General features: G+C 48.6%; 18 protein-coding genes. 4 read left to right on the top strand and 14 right to left on the bottom strand.

Annotated elements, in window-relative coordinates:
* Window position 1 precedes the first annotated feature (1 nt).
* The 4 genes from ACV3PA_RS10375 to ACV3PA_RS10360 form a co-directional block, all read right to left on the bottom strand.
* Window positions 2-238 (bottom strand): hypothetical protein, encoded by a 237-nt coding sequence (locus ACV3PA_RS10375; protein WP_406747775.1) that lies wholly within the window; start codon window positions 236-238, stop codon window positions 2-4.
* A gap of 116 nt (window positions 239-354) precedes the next feature.
* On the bottom strand, window positions 355-684 hold the full coding sequence (locus ACV3PA_RS10370) for an antibiotic biosynthesis monooxygenase (protein WP_456124615.1): 330 nt from the start codon (window positions 682-684) through the stop codon (window positions 355-357).
* A 32-nt stretch (window positions 685-716) separates the two neighbouring features.
* The gene (locus ACV3PA_RS10365) at window positions 717-1,340 is read right to left on the bottom strand and encodes a hypothetical protein (RefSeq protein WP_456124614.1); all 624 of its coding nucleotides are present in this window, start codon (window positions 1,338-1,340) and stop codon (window positions 717-719) included.
* Complete coding sequence (locus tag ACV3PA_RS10360; protein ID WP_456124613.1) at window positions 1,340-1,768, bottom strand: GNAT family N-acetyltransferase; 429 nt, start codon at window positions 1,766-1,768, stop codon at window positions 1,340-1,342. The genes ACV3PA_RS10365 and ACV3PA_RS10360 overlap by 1 nt, the downstream gene beginning before the upstream one ends.
* Window positions 1,769-1,812: 44 nt before the next feature.
* Between ACV3PA_RS10360 and ACV3PA_RS10355 the strand changes: the two genes are divergently transcribed.
* A complete protein-coding gene (locus tag ACV3PA_RS10355) occupies window positions 1,813-2,598 on the top strand; it encodes a pentapeptide repeat-containing protein (RefSeq protein ID WP_456124612.1) in 786 nt (261 codons plus the stop codon).
* Between the two features lie 75 nt (window positions 2,599-2,673).
* On the opposite strand, the gene ACV3PA_RS10350 is transcribed toward ACV3PA_RS10355, so the two are convergent.
* Both ACV3PA_RS10350 and ACV3PA_RS10345 read right to left on the bottom strand, forming a co-directional pair.
* Entirely contained in the window at window positions 2,674-3,396 is a 723-nt protein-coding gene (locus tag ACV3PA_RS10350) for a nucleotidyltransferase domain-containing protein (RefSeq protein WP_456124611.1), read from the bottom strand.
* Complete coding sequence (locus ACV3PA_RS10345; protein ID WP_195865025.1) at window positions 3,386-3,859, bottom strand: hypothetical protein; 474 nt, start codon at window positions 3,857-3,859, stop codon at window positions 3,386-3,388. The genes ACV3PA_RS10350 and ACV3PA_RS10345 overlap by 11 nt, the downstream gene beginning before the upstream one ends.
* 185 nt (window positions 3,860-4,044) lie before the next feature.
* Here ACV3PA_RS10345 and ACV3PA_RS10340 point away from each other — a divergent pair, with 185 nt between their 5' ends.
* A complete protein-coding gene (locus tag ACV3PA_RS10340; protein ID WP_238236180.1) occupies window positions 4,045-4,614 on the top strand; it encodes a recombinase family protein in 570 nt (189 codons plus the stop codon).
* 26 nt (window positions 4,615-4,640) lie between these two features.
* Here the strand turns inward: ACV3PA_RS10340 and ACV3PA_RS10335 are convergent, their stop codons facing one another.
* Window positions 4,641-5,048 (bottom strand): hypothetical protein, encoded by a 408-nt coding sequence (locus ACV3PA_RS10335; RefSeq protein WP_456124610.1) that lies wholly within the window; start codon window positions 5,046-5,048, stop codon window positions 4,641-4,643.
* A gap of 144 nt (window positions 5,049-5,192) precedes the next feature.
* Between ACV3PA_RS10335 and ACV3PA_RS10330 the strand changes: the two genes are divergently transcribed.
* On the top strand, window positions 5,193-5,576 hold the full coding sequence (locus tag ACV3PA_RS10330; protein ID WP_238236181.1) for a hypothetical protein: 384 nt from the start codon (window positions 5,193-5,195) through the stop codon (window positions 5,574-5,576).
* Window positions 5,577-5,592: 16 nt separating this feature from the next.
* On the opposite strand, the gene ACV3PA_RS10325 is transcribed toward ACV3PA_RS10330, so the two are convergent.
* Entirely contained in the window at window positions 5,593-6,120 is a 528-nt protein-coding gene (locus ACV3PA_RS10325) for a hypothetical protein (protein WP_290786835.1), read from the bottom strand.
* 110 nt (window positions 6,121-6,230) lie between these two features.
* Between ACV3PA_RS10325 and ACV3PA_RS10320 the strand changes: the two genes are divergently transcribed.
* Window positions 6,231-6,830 (top strand): TetR/AcrR family transcriptional regulator, encoded by a 600-nt coding sequence (locus tag ACV3PA_RS10320; RefSeq protein WP_456124609.1) that lies wholly within the window; start codon window positions 6,231-6,233, stop codon window positions 6,828-6,830.
* Between the two features lie 41 nt (window positions 6,831-6,871).
* Here ACV3PA_RS10320 and ACV3PA_RS10315 read toward each other — a convergent pair whose 3' ends face one another.
* Genes ACV3PA_RS10315 through nikA form a run of 6 tightly spaced genes read right to left on the bottom strand, consistent with a single transcriptional unit; the run spans window position 6,872 to window position 12,841 of the window.
* Window positions 6,872-8,161: an MATE family efflux transporter gene (locus tag ACV3PA_RS10315; protein WP_456124608.1), complete on the bottom strand. Its 1,290-nt coding sequence runs from the start codon at window positions 8,159-8,161 to the stop codon at window positions 6,872-6,874.
* Window positions 8,155-8,892 carry an ABC transporter ATP-binding protein gene (locus tag ACV3PA_RS10310; protein ID WP_456124607.1) on the bottom strand — a complete coding sequence of 246 codons (738 nt, stop codon included), beginning with the start codon at window positions 8,890-8,892 and terminating at the stop codon, window positions 8,155-8,157. Before ACV3PA_RS10310 ends, ACV3PA_RS10315 begins: the two co-directional genes overlap by 7 nt.
* Window positions 8,871-9,617: an ATP-binding cassette domain-containing protein gene (locus ACV3PA_RS10305; RefSeq protein ID WP_456124606.1), complete on the bottom strand. Its 747-nt coding sequence runs from the start codon at window positions 9,615-9,617 to the stop codon at window positions 8,871-8,873. The genes ACV3PA_RS10310 and ACV3PA_RS10305 overlap by 22 nt, the downstream gene beginning before the upstream one ends.
* On the bottom strand, window positions 9,565-10,392 hold the full coding sequence (locus ACV3PA_RS10300; RefSeq protein WP_456124605.1) for an ABC transporter permease: 828 nt from the start codon (window positions 10,390-10,392) through the stop codon (window positions 9,565-9,567). The genes ACV3PA_RS10305 and ACV3PA_RS10300 overlap by 53 nt, the downstream gene beginning before the upstream one ends.
* On the bottom strand, window positions 10,389-11,324 hold the full coding sequence (locus tag ACV3PA_RS10295) for an ABC transporter permease (protein ID WP_456124604.1): 936 nt from the start codon (window positions 11,322-11,324) through the stop codon (window positions 10,389-10,391). Before ACV3PA_RS10295 ends, ACV3PA_RS10300 begins: the two co-directional genes overlap by 4 nt.
* The gene (gene nikA / locus ACV3PA_RS10290; RefSeq protein WP_456124603.1) at window positions 11,324-12,841 is read right to left on the bottom strand and encodes a nickel ABC transporter substrate-binding protein; all 1,518 of its coding nucleotides are present in this window, start codon (window positions 12,839-12,841) and stop codon (window positions 11,324-11,326) included. Before nikA ends, ACV3PA_RS10295 begins: the two co-directional genes overlap by 1 nt.
* Window positions 12,842-12,982 lie beyond the last annotated feature (141 nt).

The following is a 12,982-nucleotide window of genomic DNA, read 5'->3' as shown; positions in this document are numbered from 1 at the left end:
CTCACGCCATGAAGACGAGATGTTGCAGCAAATAAATCAAGGAACACCAGAAGATGAAGGCAATCCCTTCGCGCAACCATTCTTTACGCGTCAACGGTTCACGTAAGAAGGAAACGCAAGCGAACAGTAAGACGAAGAAGTAGAGATAGATGAATCCACCGCTCGTCAAGAAACCAAAGAGCAGGATCATGCCACTGAGGACGGATAGGCTAGAGACGACAGGTTTACGATATACCATGCGGTGCCACCTCGTTTCGTCTGTTTGTTAGAATATACCCAGATTACGGAAAAACAATCTATTTTAATGTACTATACAACACCCCTTGAGAGTCGTCCTCCCAAGGGGTGTTGTGTTCATTCTGTTACGGCGCCGTGATCGGCGACGATCGCATATTCTGTGACGGTATTTGAGGTGACGAGCGGTTTGACTTCGGACGTTCCGTTATCCCGCTTATGGTGCACACCTTTGTACGCTTGACTCTCTTGCCATGCATGAAACGCCGCTTGATTCGACCATGTCGTCATGATCGTGACGATGTCTTCATGCTCCTGACTGATATCAACGAGCACTTGCATCCGGTGGAACCCTTCCATCCGTTCGATTCCTTTCGTTGTCTTAAAACGCGCTGCGACCTGATCTGCAGCTCCTTTAACGACGTGTAACTGGTTCATGACGATCCACATGTTACCTTCCCCCTTTTTTCGTCTTCAGTATACTAAAAGTCAACACGCGTTGAAAACGCGGATGCGTTATCGCTTGGTAACGTCAAGCGTTGGATCGTCTCTTTTCCGTCAACGCTCGTCGCGATCATCTCGAAATAGAGCGAATGCGGGAAGGCATCCGGTAACGGTTGGACGGTATGGAAACGTTCCTGATCTGCTACCGGCAATGAGCGTTGCATCGGACGCAATGGTGCTTCCCCATCAGCCGTCGTCTTATACGGCTCAAACCGGATCGTTTTCATTTGTTTTGAGGCATTCATGCCGTAGGCGACGAGATACCGACCTTCCGGCGTCGCAAGTAAACGTCCCTCGAACCAATCCGCCTCCGTCGTCTGCTTGGCGCGAATGACTCGATCAATCCGCTGTTCCTCACCGGTTTGTTGTAGGAGCAGAAACAAGCGGTCATGCTTCGCTTCAAGATATGCGACGGCATAATGGTCAGATAGTCGTTCGACGAAGTAGACATCACGCGCTTCGACTGGTGTGTTTGTCATCTGTGTATATAACTTGGCGACTTGCTTCGCCGTAAAGGAAACGGTCTCTTGACGTGGATGCATCCCCGTCAGCGTTCCGAGCACGATACCGAACAATAAGATGAGGAAAAGACGCCGTTTCATCAGTCGACCTGTTTGACGAGCAGGTGATTGCTCATCCCTGGTGGATAGTCATCGATTCGTCCGACTTCGACGAATCCCTGTCGCTCATAAAACGGAAGCGCTTGAAATGAGAACGTCTCGACGCGGATTCGCTGAACACCCGCTGCTCGTGCCCATTCCTCCAGTTGACGGAGTAACTGAGTACCGAGCCCGCTTCCCCGTTCCTCTTCGACGACGAAGAACCATTCAATATGTAACCAGCCCCAGTACATTTCCCCTGAGATGCCACCGATTGGTTGATCGTCACGCGTCGCAAGTAATGTGACGGCTTGTGTTCCCTCAGAGCGTTTTGTCGCATGAAGTGGTGAACGCTCGACATTGTATTGACGGACTTGTTGTCTGAGCCAATCCTGTCCGTCCTCATTTTCCTTAAGTTGAAATTGCAGCATGTCCAAACTCCTTTCTTGATATAGTAGTAATGGAGGTGAATACGATGGAACCCACGTTCCAGATTGATTGTACGAAGTGTTTTGGTTTATGTTGTACAGCACTTGCTTTTTCGAAATCCAGTGATTTTGGTCACGATAAACCAGAAGCGACACCGTGTCGTAATCTTGATGCGGATTACAGTTGTCGTATCCATGATCAGTTACGTGACAGCGGCTACAAAGGCTGTACCGTCTATGATTGTTTCGGTGCGGGACAACATCTCTCACAGCAGACGTTTCAAGGCGATTATGCACCCAAGCGACGCCAAGCGATCTATGCTGCCTTCCCGAAGATGGTTCATTTGTTTGAAATGATGTGGTACATAACCGACGGGAAACGCGATATCACGCGTGACATCCATGATCAACTCGATGAGATGCTTGCCGCAATGACCCGGTATGCGGCATTACCAGCCGATCAATTTGAACGGATTGATTTAATGTCTGTTCGTCAAACCGTCCGACCGCTCCTTGAATCGATTGCATCGCGTGTTCAAGCTCAGTATAGCGGAAGACGCGATCAGACACCACGTGACTGGGTCGGAAAACAGCTACAAGGACGTGATTTCTCAGGTGCCAGTGTTCAGAATCAGTGGTTGCTTGCGACGAACTTGTCGAATAGCCGACTGCGCGGGGTCAACTTTCTCGGAGCTGATTTGCGAGACTGTAACGTCAAAGACGCGGATCTGACAGACGCGCTCTTTTTGACACAGGCACAAATCAATTCGGCAATCGGCAATGCCGCGACACAGTTACCGCGTCGCTTACTCCGTCCGTCGCATTGGCGTTAAACAGCAACGAATGATAAAGAGGCACGTTTTCGATTGACGACCGAAAGCGTGCCTCCTTTTAAATGCTTGTGCTTGTTATCTTTTACCTAGCGTAAAGCCGTCAAAATAACGCCCGCCGAATGGTGCGAGATAATCATCGACTAACGCGACGACTTCTCTTCGGTCACCCGATTGATAATACAACTCGAATGCTGTTGTGTGTCGACTCGCATAGTTTTCGTCAAACTCCGCAAGAGCACGGATCGCCCACTTCCCTTGTCCGATGTAGCGACGATTGGCGCGAAGGACGAATTCGATGCTTTGTTCATACAAACGCGACGCAATCGCAAGACCTTCCGCGCGATTCGTCACACTCTCGAAATCGTCGAGCAAATCACTTGAAAAATACCGTGCGCGCTCTTGTTCTGTATTCGTCCAAGCGATTGGTCCGTCTGCCAATTGCTGAACAGCTTCCTTGCGGATAAACGCAAGGTGCGGATGATCTTCGATCGTCCAACTGTCCGCAATCATTCGTTGCAATGACGGGCGTCCACGCTCTCGGTCACTTTCGAAAAAAGGCTGGATTGTCTCGAACGAATGAACGAACGCTTCGACCGGTACACCGTCATGGATGAACGACTCCCGAAACGCTTGTCGTCGACTTGCTTCAAAGATGATCAAATCGACGTCGGATTGTGCGGTCGCCTGCCCTCTTACATGGCTTCCAGCGAATAAGACGGCACAGTGATCCGGATAACGTGACGCAACGAGCTGCATGATCCAGTCTTGCCACTCATCACGTGTCCACTCAGTCTTCAATTTGTTCACCAATGCCGGAGAAGACGGCCAGTTCGTCACCTGGCACAGCAACGATCGTTGCGTCAGCTCGGTGTGGTGCGAGACCGATATCAATTGCCCACGATTCATAGTATGTATCCGACCCATTCAAGACGAGCGTTTGTCCGTTGCTGAACGTCAAGAATAGATGCGGTGCGGTCTTTCCGATCCGGACACCTGTGATCCGTTCTGCGTGAAGCGAGACGATCAAGTGCAACATCTCTTCCTTCGTTGCATGGCGGACGACCCAATCCTGCGTCGTCTCGACATCCCCATAAAACAAACGATCCGTCTCGATCCGGAGTCGGAGTTCAGGAGCTGTCGTATCGAATAGATTGATAAACTCCAGCGTGACGTATCCTGCGACATGGACCGTTGCTAACTGTGTACCGATGAAATACGTCGTCAAAAGTTGACGGGCGAGTTGATGATCTTCTTTATTCACGATGAGCACCTCATTTAGAAAAGAATGAATGATAGAACAATACTTCCACTCAATTTACCACAAATTAGTCGAACCGAACATGAGAAGAAAGACGTGTTTTCGGTTTTTTGCGGCACGAAGGCAAGAATACGGTATACTGATGAGGAACTGACGTCGATCTTGATCGACAGAGAGGAGCTCACTTCATGCAATATTTCTACATGAGACCCTACCCGGATGATCCAGATTGTTCTATGCAACAAGCAGAAGCGGACCGGATCGATGTGACGACACGTGTCATCGAGACCCATGATTCGGCCAAACGACGAACGGAACTCGAACAGATGCTTGAGACGCTTCAGGCGGGCGACGAAGTCATCGTCACGCATCTCTATGTCCTAGCAGACTCGACGCGGCATTTAATCGAGATGCTCGAGCACATGGAGGCACGTGGTGCAACAATCTGGTCACTTCGCGAACAGATTCGGACGAACGAGCGGGCATCCTTGTCGTTTCTTGAAACAGCAAGGCATCTCGTTCAGTTACAAAGTGACGTCATCAGTATGTCGACCCGTGCCGGAATCACAAAGGCGAAAGAACAAGGGAAACAGACGGGGCGTCCCCGGAAAGCAGACGAGAACGTCCGTCGCGCGATTGCGATGTATCAAAGTAAAAACTATTCGCTCGCAGACATACGTGAACAGACGGGCATTAGTAAAAGTACACTGTATCGTTATCTCGAGAGTGAGACGATCGATACAACAGACAAAGGCTGATTTCCACTATGGAATCAGCCTTTTTGTTAGCTATTTTGTTTCAATGTGTTACCGAGCCATTTTTGGAGGGCTTTTCCACCTTCATAAAATGAGCTATCGCGTAATTCATACGTATGACCGCCTTGTTCGATCAAGTCGAGGAACGTATTGCCGACGTCTCGGTTTTCCCATTTCCGCTGATCCGTCAAGTACTTGAAGCCGAAGTTACATTCAACGTTGAAGATGATATGGAACGGCTCCTTAAACGATTGAACGGCACGGATCATCTCAATCAAAATCATTCGTTTCGGTGATGACGCTTCGAATGAATCGAACAATGTCGTTCGGCGTCCGTGAAATTCGATGACGCGGATCGCACGACCGGTATCGGCTTTAAAGTCATAGCTTGTTCGAATCGAGACGATGATCTCGCGTTGGTCTGGTTGAACTGGCATGGTGTATCGCTTCCTTTCTCTCGGTCGATTATAGCACGGACCTCCTAAAATGTAATAGAGGTGATGATTCAGTCTCAAGAAGGATTGTCGTACCCTAAAAATTGTCTTATACTAAAATTACCAAATACATAAAGGAGCGTTTTCGTGAAACATCTATTTTCGATACTCCTCTCGGCGAGTCTGTTGTTTACGGGGTGCTATTGCTCCCTTGAAGAACGCACGGACGAGCCACACTTTAAATCCCGCGCCCGCTCGATCTCCTCGTATCATACCTTCGATATTGAATATGCGAAAGGACTACGTAAGGAGCAGGTCTCAAACCGTACGGTCACCGTGACGGATTCAAATGGTGAGCGGATGCAAACAGAGATTGAAGTTCTGGACGGCAAAGAAATCCGAATCAAACCACCGCGCACAGGATACAAAAAAGGACGTCGCTACATCATCCACATTCGGGATTCGATCGACGCCCGGAAACAAGTACATACGAATACGATTCGGGAACGAACCTTCACTGTCGACCGCTGACAGCCAAGGTTCGTTTTTATTTGGAACGAGCTGGAAATACGGTGTAACTCATCGAGATGACACCATCGATTACAAGAACAAGTCCCCACAGTTGTAACGTCCGCAAGAGGCTTTCGGTCTGTTCAGTATTTCCGAGCCAGAGAATCATGGCTCCGAGTAAGGCACCACCAATCAAGAATGCCAGGATGTGCCGATAGAATCCATTGCGTTCCCGTCGCGCACGCGATATGCGTTCTTTTGCTACTTGTTCCTTCAGGATCACCCGACGGTACACCCCGTCCGCCCAGGCAATCATCTGCTTCCCGAATGCGAGTGAGACGCCGATGTAAATTGCAGCAAGTCCGTGGGCAAGCGTCGCTGTACTACCGCGACTTAAGTCAAACACCGTTAAGACAAGTAAAACGATATCAATGACGGGTGACATTGCCATAAGACGAAAGCCGAGTTTCTCTCGCCTGAATCCATAACGAACGATTAATCCTGCAACGATGAATACCCAAAATAGAATTTCACAACAAACGATTGCCCACGCGACGAGTTGCATTGTGATCATCTCCTTTTTTAATACGACTGTATCATAAAGATAACATCACCCGTCTCAATTGACCAGTCTTTTTAATACATTCGTGCTAAAAAAGCTGATATACTGAATGTATGCCAAAACAAGTCAACCACGAAGAACGAAAACGCCTTATCGCGGAAGCAACGTGGCGTACGATTTCTCATGTCGGTATTGAACAAGCCAGTGTCCGGACGATTGCCAAGGAAGCCGGTCTGTCGCTTGGAGCACTACGGTATTATTTCACGACCCAAGAAGAATTGCTCCGTTTCTCGATGCAACTCGTCCAAGAACGGGTCCAAGCACGCATTACACTCATATTCGAGAAAGGAGGAACACCAGAAGAGACGTTATGCGACGTCTTACTCGAAGTCTTGCCATACGCACCTGAGCATCAGCTGGAGATGCAGGTCTGGTTCCAATTCATGATGTCTGCGTATGCGTCGCAAGCGACGGAGAATCCGGACGATATTTACCACATGTGTCACGTATTACTGACACGGATTCCGGACGGTACGCTCCGAGCAGGTATCGACATCGAGCTTGAGAGTGAACGACTCGCAGCACTCGTTGATGGGTTAGCCTTTCATGCACTGTTTCGCCCGGAACGTCTCCCGAAAGAACGATTGCGTCACGTCCTTGTCCATCACTTGAACGCCTTATTCGTTCGTCCTTTAGCGATCGACGACAAATAACCCGATATTCCTTCGTCTACATGAAGGAATATCGGGTTTATTCATTGTTTCGCTTCGACGAGGATCAACGATACGGAACGAATCAAAAAGAACGTCAGAAACGCCGCCCAGACCCCTTGATTGTCAAAACTTGATGTCGCCAGCAGCACAATCGCAAAACCGATCCCTGCTTGAATCATCGAGTTCCGGACTGGAGTTGCCTCGACACGTCCAGCAAAGATTCCTTCGTAAATCATCGCCCACCCGGCAATCAGCGGTAGGATGATGATCCAGAGGTAATAATCGCGTGCCGCGTCAAGTATCGCCTCTTCTGAAGTAAACAACTGAAGCAGCGGTGTCTCAAGGAATAGGAGTACTAGTGACCAGAAGACGACCGAGTAGAATCCGAACGTCCGTGCCAAGCGGACACTCGTCCGGTATCCGTTCTGATCCTGATCCCCTCGTGCACGACCGACGAGAACGGTGGATGCATGACCCAGTCCACCGAACCAATAAGAAATCAGATACTGAATCTGCAGGAGAATCGCATTGGCTGCAAGGATATCCGGTCCGAATTGTCCTCCCGCTCGCGTGAACCATCCAGTAACAAGTAACAAGAAAATCGTTCGAATGAATAAATCACGATTGACGCGAAAGAATTGTCGGTAGGCTTGCCAATCCGTCAAGGCACGCAGTTCGTCGCGCGTCATCGACAAATGACTCCGAATCAGATAGAGACTGCAGACGACAATACTGATTTCCGCGATGACGGTCGCCATCGCGATTCCGGCAACACCAGCGTTCAGTCCGTAGACGAATCCAATATCGAGCACGACGTTGACTCCGATACTGAATAATTGGACGAACAAAGCATGTTTGACTTGTCCCGTCCCGATTAACCAGCCAAGTAACGCATAGCCCATCAAGACAAACGGTGCACCGATCATTCGATAGGAGATATACGTTTTGACCGAATCGAGCAAATCAGCGGGTGGCGCAAGTAAATAGAGTCCCATCTGTTCGAGCGGCTGGCGGAACAATAGAATGAGTAATCCGATAAAGGCTGCTAGGAATAGCGGTCGATAAAGCGAAGTCCGTAAGGCATGAACGTCATTTGCTCCGCTTGCTTGTGCACTGAATCCTGTCGTACTGACTTTCAAGAAGCCGAACAACCAGTAGATCGTATTAAAGAAGACAGCTCCGACCGCAATGCCGCCGATCGCTTGCGGATCACCGGATTGTCCGATGACAACAGTATCGGTCACACCAAGCAACGGTGTCGCAATACTTGAGAGAATCAGCGGATAGGCAAGTAACCAAAACGTTTTGTGCGTCGGTTGCGTGTTTACCATGTCCCGGCCTCCACGAATCGTTGCGTATAGGAACCACCAGATTCTAGTCGATCAATCATATCAACAGCATGACCGTCACGTAAGACGAGGATTTCTGAACAGAGCCGCCGAATGAAGTCGATATCGTGCGAAATCAATACAAAACTGACACCGAGTGTCTGCTGTAAGTGTTCCAGTAGTTCGATGATACGCGCCCGGGATACGACATCAAGACCTGTCGTTGGTTCATCCATCACAATCACGTCGGGTTCAATCGAGATCGCGCGGGCAATCGCAGCACGCTGAATTTGTCCCCCACTCAATTGGTGGGGAAGTCGGTCGAATAGTCGTGCCTCTAGCCCGACAGCAAGAGCTAATGCTGTAATAAGATGCTCTTCAGACGTCGCTGGAAAATGCCGCAAGATTGGCCGATGACAACGAAACGGTTCAAGAATCGATTCGCGAACCGTCCATTCTGGATTAAAGGAAGCGAGCGGATGTTGAAAGACAGCCTGAATAGCTCGTCGTTCGTTTTGTTGCCCACTCGGAAACGGTTTTCCCTTTAAGAAAATCAAACCATGAGAGGGATTGAGTAGACCAAGGATCAATCGTCCGAGTGTCGTCTTCCCACTCCCACTTTCACCAATGATGCCAAATGACGACTTTTCCATCACTTGAAACGAGATATTCGAGAGGATGGACTGCTCCTTCATCTGATAAGTAAGACCTGTTACGGATAAGACAGATGGCATGAACTCTTCCTTTCTTTCATTGATATATTATGTGCTTGCATCAAGGCAAGCGTGAACGGATGACGACTTTGTTCCATCATCTGCGGTGTTCCCGTCTCGACGATCCACCCTTCCTGCATCAAGACGAGCTGGTCGCCATAATGTAAAGCAGGTCCTAATTCATGGGTGACGAACAAGATTGTTGCACCATACTGGTGTTGGTATTCGGTCAACCAGTCGAGTAAACGACGTGTCAACACGGGATCAAGTGCTGTCGTTAACTCATCCGCTAAGATCAACCGCGGTTTTAAGGCGACGGCAAACAGGATTGCGAACCGTTGCAATTGTCCACCACTTAATTCAGATGGAAACCGGTCCAACCAAGCAGGGTCCAACTCGAGCGTTCGCAAGACGTGATCGATGTATGGATGATCGACCTTTCGTTTATGCGCACGATACGTATCCCGTAACATCTGACGCATCGTTAAAAACGGAAGAAACGCATCTGTGTATTGTTGAGGAATGTAACCGATATCTAGTCCTCGTCGAAGTGGTACTTCCGAGATGACTTCCCCACTAGACGACATCCCGTCCGGCAATCGATTTAGCAACCGTTTGAGTAAGAGTGTTTTGCCGCTTCCGCTCGATCCAACGAGACAGACGAATTGATGAGCCGGTAGCGATAAATTCACATCATGTAGAAGGACGTGTTTCGCCCGAACGCGTAAGTTTCGAATCTGAATCATATGATGGTCCTCCTTTTCTCTTCATCCACCGGGTCCACCCCATCGTTGCAACGACGGTGAGGACGATACACGCACCTGGTAAGAGCATGAGTCGAGGAGCCGAACTGAAATAAGGACGCCCTTCATTTAACATTGCTCCCCATTCTGGAAATGGCGCCTGGACACCAAGACCGATATAAGAGAACGCCGACAAGAATAAGATGACTTTACCGACATCCAAACTCATCAGGACGACAACTTGACGGATGATCGATGGAAGGATGTGGCGTCGCAAAATCATCTTATCCGTTAGACCATTGATTCGTGCCATGCTGATGTATGGTTTTTGAATCGTTTCAGTCACGAGTGTCTCACTTAATCGCGCGTAAGAAATCCATTTGATGAGTAAAATCGCAAAGATTAAGCTTTGTGGACTTGCCCCAACTAATCCAGCGATGACGAGTGCTAGAACGGTATCCGGAAAAATGACGAGACTATCTGCTAATCGGTGAATCAACCGATTGAGACGTCCACCATAAAATCCAGCAATACAACCAAGGAAAGTACCGATGATTGCAGTGAGTAAAACAGTAAGTAAGCTGAAACCTAAGGATATCAAACCAGCTAAAAAAAGACGAGCTGCGAAATCTCGTCCTAAACTGTCTGTTCCAAGCCAATGTTCAAGAGAAGAGGGTTCAAGTCTCTTCGTTACTTTTGTTGTAAAAGGATTATTAAATACGGTATATGAAATAAATAGCAGTAGACATCCCCCAAAAACCATCATTCTTTTTTTCATCGATCTGTGCCCCTTTTCCAATCTGGTCGTAATGCCCGGTTCAGCGACCGGATTCCTTGATGCAAGACGAGAATGACGCCTGTCGTCAGCAAGATATATCCTTGGATTAGCGGATAATCACGTTGTAAGATCGCATCGACCATCAACTTTCCGACACCCGGATACGCGAACAGGACTTCAATGACAACGACGCCTCCGGCAAGATTACCAAGCGTCAGACCGAACACGGACAGAACCGGTGGCAAACTTCCACGTAACGCATAACGCCAAAGAATCGTTCGCTCAGCTACCCCGCGAATCCGTGCCAATTCAATATACGGTTGGTCCAGTTCACGCCGTAAATTCAGTCGAATCAATGGGATATAGACGCTCGCAAGCGGAAAACCAAGTGAAAGTGCCGGGAGAACGAGTGAAGTCATTCCCTCTCGTCCCATCACGGGAAGCCAGCCCAGGCGGACGGCAAACAGATCAACGAGTAAAAGACCAATCCAAAAGCCAGGTATCGCTGCACACGCGATGCTGACGACGTTTGCAAGTCGTACGACATAGTGACGCGTCGTCAATGCACTGCCGATTCCAAGTGGTAACGCAATCAATAACGCGATCATAACCCCTCCTAACGCCAGTTCTGCCGTCACGAGATAACTCTCGCGCAGCATCTCGATGACCGGTCGTCCGGTTTGCAATGAATCTCCAAGCTGTAAGGTGAGGATATCTTGGAGCCATCGGACGTACTGGACGAGCAACGGCTGATCGTATCCTAATTCACGGCGTGCGGCCTCGATTTGTTCGGGTGTCGCTGATAATTCATCGATATTTAATAACGTCAATACCGGATCACCCGGTAATAAGCGCAATAAACTAAAGCAACCGAACGTCATAATGAGCGTAAATAGACCGAGCGATAACAATCGCTTGACGATCGGATGCATTATTCGTTCACCTGTAGCGTATTCGTGATCATGTAGTACTCACTTTTTTCCGTTTTCCACCCTTTGACACGTTTGCCGTCATACGCAACAAGCGTTGAAGGATGGAGCAAGAAGCTATTGTAGCGATTTTGATCGACATATCGTGCGATCTGCTCAGCAAGGCGTGAACGCTCATCGATCTTAATCGTCCGGTTCAACGTCTCAATCTGTTTCGTCAAAGCAGGATCCGAAACGCCACTGAAGTTCAGTCCTCCGTTTGGGTGATAGGTCGCATTCAGGTAATACCCGGCATCGCCACGTGGAGCTGTCAGGTTACTGTATGTTGCAATGTCCCAGTCCCGATTGCTCGCCATGTATTCTTCTGGGACATCGATTTGTTTAATCTTGATCGTCACACCGATTTTTTTCGCCTCGTCTTGGATAACTTGGGCAATCATCGGTAAGTCAGGTCGAGCGGCATACGTTAGTAACGTTAACGTTAAGGGACGACCGTCTTTTTGCATGAAGCCATCTTGTTTTGTGTAACCAGCTTGCTTCAGCCATTCTTCTGGTGTCTTCTGCTCTTGCTTTGGATAATCTGGAGCAAACGGGAATGACGAAAGGAACGGACCGCGCGCTGTAACAGCATACCCCTGCAGAACATGGTCGACGAGTTGTTGTCGGTTAATCAAGGCGTCCATTGCTTGTCGAACTTCAAGCGATTGCATCGGTCCGTTCGCGACATTCATCGTCAACTGATGAACGCGGAACGTATCCGTCGCTTGAACCGTCAACCCTTCAGACTTCAACTGTTTGACACTCTCGATCTCCGGACGATAGACGATATCTGCTTGACCGGCACGTAAGGCATTTGTTCGTGCGCCAGCGTCTTCATTGAAGACGAAATCGACGGAATCGAGTTTTGCTTGTGCTTGCCAGTACGATTTAAAGCGTTTTAATTCAACTTTTGTTCCTGGAGCGAACCGGTCGACTTGAAATGGACCTGTTCCCATCGGTTCCTTCGTCACACCGCTTGCCTTCGTATCGATGATCGCTGTGTTCGGATTGACGAGTTCCGAGATGAACTCTGGATAAGTCGTTTTTGTTTGGATAAGCAGATCCGGTCCGTCTGTTTTGATCGTCTCGATGTTCAAGGCATTTTTGACACCCGGATTTTCCTGAATCGAGCGTTCAAGAGACGATTTGACGGCAGCCGCATCAAGTCGTTTTCCGTTATGGAACGTCACGTCGTCTTGTAAGACGATCCGCCATGTTCGTTTTCCCTCATAGGACCATTTTTTTGCGAGCCACGGCTCGACCGTCAATCGTTCGTCATCAAGACGGACGAGCGTCTCTGTTACTCCCGCGCGGAGCGGAACATAACTACTGTCCCGATGTGGGTCGAGTGATTGGGTCGCGAAGTTATAAACGAACGTCAAATGATTTTTCTCTTGTGATGTATCAGAAGCAACACAACCGGCAAGTGCCAAACCGAGGAAGACACTACCGATGAGGCTTGTTGTTTTATATGTAGACATTGTTCTCCACCTTTAATTCGGAATAATTACGTTTTACATCATATCGTAACGATTCCGATTTAACAAGAATCTTTTCTATTTCTCTATATTTTTAAATGACACAAAAAAATATACCGGAATGTACAAGTCATTTGCTTGAAC

The sequence above is a fragment of the Exiguobacterium sp. EA-TM-5 genome (genome assembly GCF_053878415.1).
The sequence above is the reverse complement of the archived record's forward strand: the minus strand, read 5'-3'. Positions and strand labels throughout refer to the sequence as shown.

Coding starts and splice junctions, on each gene's coding strand:
- ACV3PA_RS10375 (WP_406747775.1), bottom strand. CDS start 238: ATGGTATATCGTAAACCTGTCGTCTCTAGCCTATCCGTCCTCAGTGGC.
- ACV3PA_RS10370 (WP_456124615.1), bottom strand. CDS start 684: ATGTGGATCGTCATGAACCAGTTACACGTCGTTAAAGGAGCTGCAGAT.
- ACV3PA_RS10365 (WP_456124614.1), bottom strand. CDS start 1,340: ATGAAACGGCGTCTTTTCCTCATCTTATTGTTCGGTATCGTGCTCGGA.
- ACV3PA_RS10360 (WP_456124613.1), bottom strand. CDS start 1,768: ATGCTGCAATTTCAACTTAAGGAAAATGAGGACGGACAGGATTGGCTC.
- ACV3PA_RS10355 (WP_456124612.1), top strand. CDS start 1,813: ATGGAACCCACGTTCCAGATTGATTGTACGAAGTGTTTTGGTTTATGT.
- ACV3PA_RS10340 (WP_238236180.1), top strand. CDS start 4,045: ATGCAATATTTCTACATGAGACCCTACCCGGATGATCCAGATTGTTCT.
- ACV3PA_RS10335 (WP_456124610.1), bottom strand. CDS start 5,048: ATGCCAGTTCAACCAGACCAACGCGAGATCATCGTCTCGATTCGAACA.
- ACV3PA_RS10325 (WP_290786835.1), bottom strand. CDS start 6,120: ATGCAACTCGTCGCGTGGGCAATCGTTTGTTGTGAAATTCTATTTTGG.
- ACV3PA_RS10320 (WP_456124609.1), top strand. CDS start 6,231: ATGCCAAAACAAGTCAACCACGAAGAACGAAAACGCCTTATCGCGGAA.
- ACV3PA_RS10315 (WP_456124608.1), bottom strand. CDS start 8,161: ATGGTAAACACGCAACCGACGCACAAAACGTTTTGGTTACTTGCCTAT.
- ACV3PA_RS10310 (WP_456124607.1), bottom strand. CDS start 8,892: ATGCCATCTGTCTTATCCGTAACAGGTCTTACTTATCAGATGAAGGAG.
- ACV3PA_RS10305 (WP_456124606.1), bottom strand. CDS start 9,617: ATGATTCAGATTCGAAACTTACGCGTTCGGGCGAAACACGTCCTTCTA.
- ACV3PA_RS10300 (WP_456124605.1), bottom strand. CDS start 10,392: ATGAAAAAAAGAATGATGGTTTTTGGGGGATGTCTACTGCTATTTATT.
- ACV3PA_RS10295 (WP_456124604.1), bottom strand. CDS start 11,324: ATGCATCCGATCGTCAAGCGATTGTTATCGCTCGGTCTATTTACGCTC.
- nikA (WP_456124603.1), bottom strand. CDS start 12,841: ATGTCTACATATAAAACAACAAGCCTCATCGGTAGTGTCTTCCTCGGT.